The organism is uncultured Novosphingobium sp. (assembly GCF_964277725.1).
In the GTDB taxonomy this organism is placed as follows: Bacteria; Pseudomonadota; Alphaproteobacteria; order Sphingomonadales; family Sphingomonadaceae; genus Novosphingobium; species Novosphingobium fluoreni.
This window is the reverse complement of sequence record NZ_CAXYKL010000024.1, coordinates 1-5,955: the sequence shown is the minus strand read 5'-3', so window position 1 is coordinate 5,955 and position 5,955 is coordinate 1. Positions and strand designations below refer to the sequence as shown.

General features: G+C 64.2%; 5 protein-coding genes. 2 read left to right on the top strand and 3 right to left on the bottom strand.

What is annotated here, in order from left to right:
• Positions 1-212 precede the first annotated feature (212 nt).
• Positions 213-2,507, bottom strand: a complete 2,295-nt coding sequence (locus ACHWRX_RS01650; protein WP_394657851.1) for an ATP-dependent helicase — start codon at positions 2,505-2,507, stop codon at positions 213-215.
• Positions 2,508-2,623: 116 nt separating this feature from the next.
• On the opposite strand from ACHWRX_RS01650, the gene ACHWRX_RS01645 reads away from it, so the two are divergent.
• A complete protein-coding gene (locus ACHWRX_RS01645; RefSeq protein ID WP_394657850.1) occupies positions 2,624-3,241 on the top strand; it encodes a hypothetical protein in 618 nt (205 codons plus the stop codon).
• 41 nt (positions 3,242-3,282) lie between these two features.
• On the opposite strand, the gene rsmD is transcribed toward ACHWRX_RS01645, so the two are convergent.
• Together rsmD and ACHWRX_RS01635 are read right to left on the bottom strand one after the other, a co-directional pair.
• Positions 3,283-3,831: a 16S rRNA (guanine(966)-N(2))-methyltransferase RsmD gene (gene rsmD, locus ACHWRX_RS01640; RefSeq protein ID WP_394657849.1), complete on the bottom strand. Its 549-nt coding sequence runs from the start codon at positions 3,829-3,831 to the stop codon at positions 3,283-3,285.
• Positions 3,828-4,787, bottom strand: coding sequence for a pseudouridine synthase (locus ACHWRX_RS01635; RefSeq protein WP_394657848.1), 960 nt, complete (start codon positions 4,785-4,787; stop codon positions 3,828-3,830). The genes rsmD and ACHWRX_RS01635 overlap by 4 nt, the downstream gene beginning before the upstream one ends.
• Positions 4,788-4,882: 95 nt before the next feature.
• Between ACHWRX_RS01635 and ACHWRX_RS01630 the strand changes: the two genes are divergently transcribed.
• On the top strand, positions 4,883-5,955 hold a 1,073-nt coding region (locus tag ACHWRX_RS01630; protein ID WP_394657847.1), incomplete at its 3' end, for an MFS transporter.

Sequence of the window (5,955 nt, the reverse complement as noted above, 5' to 3'; positions counted from 1 at the left end):
CCGCGCCGCGATGCGGTGGCGGACAAGCCTCGGCATAACCGTAAGGCCCATGCCGAAGAGCAGCAGGGCGGTGACGACGGATGGAATGGCCCGGTGCCGAGCTTCCTTAACGTGTCAGCGCTTTCCTAATTCGAGAGATACTCGGCGGTTTCGCCGGGCTTGCTCACTTTGGCGATGCGCCAGCCGGCGGCGCATTGCGTTAGTCTAAATTCTCAAGCGGGTTTGACGAAACTGTCGATCACGCGCTTGCGGCCGGCCTGCTCGAAGTCGATCTCCAGCTTGTTGCCCTCCTGCGCGGCGATGGCGCCGTAGCCGAACTTTTCGTGGAAAACGCGCGCGCCGATCGAAAGGTCGGTCCGCGGTTTTGCGGCGAAGCTGGCGGCCGAACGGGTGCTTTCGGCCACGCGGCGCGGGATCGTCTCGAATTCCTTCGCGGCCGCGCGCTGCCAGCCGGGACCGCGTGTTACGGTGCGAGCGGGCTGCGCGCGCGCCACATCGGCGAACGGATCGTTATGTTCCGACCACTGCGCCCGCCACAGCGATGCGCCGCCGGTCATCGTGGTTTCCTGCACGACATGCTCGGCCGGCAACTCTGAGATGAAGCGCGAGGGGATCGAACTGGACCACTGACCGTAGATGCGCCGGTTGGCGGCATGAAGGATCGTGCAGCGCCGCCGGGCGCGGGTGATCGCGACATAGGCAAGCCGCCGTTCCTCCTCAAGACTGGCCAAGCCGCCTTCGTCGAGCGAACGCTGCGATGGGAACACGCCTTCATCCCACCCGGGCAGGAACACATGATCGAATTCCAAGCCCTTCGCGCCGTGCATGGTCATGATCGTGACCTTCTCGCTTTCGTCGGCGGCCTCATTGTCCATCACCAGGCTGACGTGTTCGAGGAAGTCACCCAGCGTATCGTATTCCTCCATCGCGCGCGCGAGCTCAGCCAGGTTCTCCAAACGGCCCGCCGCCTCCGCGGTCTTCTCCGCCTGAAGCGCATCGGTGTAGCCGCTTTCATCCATGACCGTGCGGATAAGGTCCGCCGGGCTGGTGGTGGATGAACTTTCCCGCCAGCGCGCAAAATCGCGCATCAGCGCCAGGAAGGTATTACGCGCCCGGGCGGGTAGTTCATCGGTGTCGGCGATCTCCAGCGCGGCCAGAGCCAATGGGATCGAGCGCCGCCGCGCATGAACGTGCAGCTTTTCCAGCGCCTTGGCACCCAGCCCGCGCTTGGGGGCGTTGTAGATACGCTCAAACGCCAGATCATCCGCCGGCTGAGCGATCACGCGCAAGTAAGCGAGGGCATCGCGAATTTCCGCTCGCTCATAGAATCGGAACCCACCGACGATCCGATAATTGAGACCGATCTGGATAAAGCGATCTTCGAACTCGCGCGTCTGGTATTGCGCGCGCACCAGGATCGCGACTTGCGCAAGGCCCGCGCCTTCCCGCTCCAGCCGCTCGATCTCTTCGCCAACCCGTCGCGCTTCTTCCGGGCCATCCCATACCCCGATCACACGCACCGGGTCACCCGGATGCCGCTCGGTCCAAAGCGTCTTGCCCAACCGCTGGCTATTTTCGTAGATGAGGCCGGAGGCGGCGGCCAGGATTTGCGGGGTGGAGCGATAGTTCTGCTCCAGCCGGATCACCTTGGCCCCGGCGAAGTCCTTTTCGAACCGCAGGATATTGGCCACTTCGGCTCCGCGCCACGAATAGATCGATTGGTCGTCATCACCCACCACACAGATGTTCTGGCGGCCCTGCGCGATCAGGCGCAGCCAAAGATACTGGACCTGGTTGGTGTCCTGATATTCGTCCACCATGACGTACTTGAAGCGCTGGCGATACTGATCGAGCACCTCTGGATGAGTGCGCAAGATGTTGACCATGTGCAGCAGAAGATCGCCGAAATCGCAGGCGTTCAGTGCCTTCAGCCGCCCTTGATACAGGCGATAGAAGTGTTCGCCCTTACCATTGGCATAAGCCTCGTTCTCCGCCGCATCGAGCTGATCGGGGTTGAGGCCGCGGTTCTTCCAGCGATCGAGGCACCCCGCCAACTGGCGCGCCGGCCACCGCTTCTCGTCCAGACCTTCCGCCTGGATCAATTGCTTGAGCAGCCGCAGCTGATCATCGGTGTCGATGATGGTATAGTTCGATTGCAGCCCGACCAGTTCGGCGTGACGGCGCAGCATTTTCGCCGCGATCGAGTGGAAGGTTCCCAACCACGGCATGCCTTCCACCGCCGGGCCGATCAGGTGCCCAACGCGCTCGCGCATCTCGCGCGCTGCCTTGTTGGTGAAGGTGACGCACAGAATTTCCGATGGCCAGGCGAGGCGGGCCCGCACGAGGTGCGCCAAACGCGCGGTCAGCGCGGCGGTCTTCCCCGTACCCGCGCCCGCCAGCATCAGCACCGGCCCCTCGGTGGTCAGCACGGCCTCACGCTGCGGTTCGTTCAAGCTGTCGATCAGGGGATCGGCGCTCGCGCCGGCCGGGGGGGTAAGGGGAGCAATCACCCGTGAACAGCTAGGGAACGCAGCCGTGCGTTGCAAGGCCGGACGACGCGCAGGGCGGAACAATTGTGCGGTCAGTGCGTCGTTGAAGCTTAACCGTTGTTACGGAGAAAACCATGCGCAAGATGCTGCTTGCCGGGGCCGCTGCCCTGGCGTTCACCGCCGCTCCGTCCGTCCTGTTTGCGCAGGATGCGGATGGCCCCACGACCACCACCATCACCACCACCGAGCAGGTGCCCGTCACCAGTTCGACGCAGAAGCCTTATGTGATGACGGTGCAGCAGAAGACCAATTACGCCACCTGGCCTGCAGACCGGCAGACCAGCTATCAGGCCTGGCCGATCGAAAACCAGACCTATTACTGGACGCTGACCCCCGAGCAGCAGGCCGGGTACTGGGCTCTCACCCCGGACCAGCAGGGCCAGATCTACAAGATGTCGCCCGAGCAGCGCGCGATCGCCTGGCAATCGATTCAGCAGCAGATGGCGGGCCAGACCCCCACCACGCCCGAAGGCCAGGCCAATCCTCCCGGACCAGGCATGCCGACTGCCGGCGTTCCCAACCCGCAGTCCGCCGAGCAAGCAGCGCGCCCGGCCATGCCGGCCGATCCTGGCTATCAGGGCGGCCCATACAAGGGTGCGCTGACGCCGCCGCCCGCCGACGCCATGAACAAGTCTTATCCGGTCTGCAGCAAGACGGTGACGGACGGCTGTCGCAATCGCGGCGGCAAGTAATGCACTACGCCGGCTCTTGCCTTTCGGGGCAGGGCCGGCGTCTAATCTTCGCGGCGCAACAGATGCAGCCGCGCCTTACCCACATCCCGCGTCGCTTCCACGAAATAGCCCTTCACGGACACGTCCTCCTTGCGGGAGGTTTCCAGGCTGATCCATGCCGACGGGGCGATCCAGCCCAGCCGCGTCAGCTTGTCGATCGCGATCGCGCCGGAGTTCGTCTCATAGGGCGGGTCGAGCAGAACCAGGTCCAGCGGTTCACCTCGGCAAGCACCCATCGCCATGACGGAGGCGGCGCGAACGTCGCTCTTTTCCTGCGCCTTTAGGTTCGCAACATTGCTGCGCAGCGCCCGGATGGCTGCTGCATCCTGCTCCACGAAGATGCAATGCGCCGCCCCGCGCGACAAAGCCTCAAGCCCCAGAGCGCCCGAGCCGGCGAACAGGTCGGCGACGCGCAGGCCCTCAAAATCCCCAAGCCGACTGGTCAGCATCGAGAACAGCGTTTCGCGCGTACGGTCGGCAGTGGGACGCGTGATATCGCCCTCCGGCGCGACCAGCGGGCGGCCACGCCATTGCCCGGCGACGATCCTCATTCGACCTGCTCGGTGCGAGGGGCAGGACGCGTGCTGAGAGTGCTGCGAAACGCTTCGATATACTTGGGCGCGATTTCGATCGCTGAGCCTTTGGGCAATTCGTCCAGCGCGAAGGGGCCATACCCGACACGGATCAAGCGGCTCACTTCCAGCCCGAGATGTTCCAGCACACGGCGCACTTCACGGTTCTTGCCCTCCGTGATGGTCATTTCGATCCACTGGTTGCGACCGGTCTTGCGCTCCATGTTCGCATCGATGCGGCCATAGTGCATGCCTTCGATCTCAACGCCCTCGATCAGTTCCTCAAGCTGGGTCTGGGACACGGTCCCGAAAGCGCGAGCACGGTATGTGCGCGGGATCTTGGTGGCCGGCAGTTCCAGCAGCCTCTTGAACTCGCCATCGTTGGTCAACAGCAGCAGGCCTTCGGTGTTGAAGTCCAACCGGCCGACCGGCATCACCCGGCCTGCGCCGGCGGGTAGGGCATTGCGCAAGGCAGAATATATCGTCGGCCGTCCAGCCGGGTCTCGCTCGGCGGTGATCAGGCCGGCGGGCTTGTGAAAGGCGAAAAGGCGGGTCGCCTCGGCCGCCTTCACCGCAATGTCGTCCACCGTCACGCCGCGAAGATCAGTCAACAGCGTGGCGGGCGTCGTCACCAGCTCACCCGCGATCTTCACGCGCCCTTCGACGATCATCCGCTCCACTTCGCGCCGACTGGCGACGCCCGCCCTTGCAAGCAGCTTGGCGATACGCTCGCCCGCCTCACCGTCCTTTCGCAGCGGCACCGACGCCTTGGGCGGGACGTTGGGGTTCGCGGTTGACGCACGCTTGAGACGCGGCGCGGGAGGCTTGGGAAACGGACCACGCTGCGCCGAGGTTGTATCGGCAAGGCGACCGCGCGGCGGACCGCGTCGGTCACCAGGGGTGCGTGGGGTAGATTTACGGGGTGGTTGGGCCATAACCTCGCGCATAGCTGTTGATCGCGCGATCATCCAGCCTTCCCATCGCTGCGGGGGGCGCTATTCATGCAAGCTTTGGTGGTGAAGGGATCGGAGTGGCCGAAACGATCGAAGCAGACGGCACGGGGCGACCGGGCATCCTGGGATCGATCAAGCCCTATCTGGAGCGGGAATCGCTTGCGGCATTCGCGCTGGGGCTGTCCTCCGGCTTTCCGTTCGCCATGATCGGCGCGACGCTGACCACGCGGCTGTCCCAGGACAATATCCAGAAATCCACGATCACCGCATTCACGCTGGCGTTCCTCGTGTACAACCTGAAGTTCTTTTGGGCTTGGATCATCGACGGGGTGCGTCTGCCGGTGATCGGCGCGCTGGGGCAGCGCGTGTCGTGGATGATCGTCATCGGCGTGCTGGTGATCGCGGCGACCATCAACCTGGCTGTGGTGGATCCCGCGGCAGACCTTCAAGCGACGGTGATCGCGGCGGTTCTCGTCGGCGCCGCCGGGGCCAGCTTCGATATCGTGATCGACGCGTACCGGATCGAAACCCTGAAGCCTTATCAGCTCGGCACAGGATCGGGCATGAGCCAGTATGGCTGGCGCGTAGGGTCTGCCGGAGCGGGCGCGCTGGCGCTGGTGCTGGCCGCGCGCAGCGGTTGGAGCGTTGCCTACATGGCCTGCGCGGTGTTCGCGCTACCGGCGATGATTACGGCCATCGTGCTCGGGGAACCCGCAAGGCGGCAAGTCGTGCTGCAACGGCGTGGCTTGAGCGAAGTCTGGTCCTCCATCGTCGGCCCGTTCGTGGAATTCTTCAGCCGCGCCGGGGCCGGTCTGGTCCTGGCCTTCATCCTGGTCCACAAGATCGGCGACACGCTGGCCAACCTGACGTTCCGGCTGCTGTTTGACGACCTTGGCTTCAGCAACGATGAGATCGCGATCTATGATGTCGGTCTGGGTTTCTGGGCCTACTTCGTCGGCATCTTCATAGGCGGGGTGGCCTATACGCGGTTGGGCTTGAAACGATCGCTGATGATCGCGCTGGTGCTGATGGCGGTGTCGAACCTCAGCTTCGCGATGCTGGCTGCGGCGGGGCATTCGAACTGGGGCATGGCGGGGTCGATCGGGTTCGAGAATGTCGCTAGCGGATTTGGCGGCGTCGTCGTCGTGGC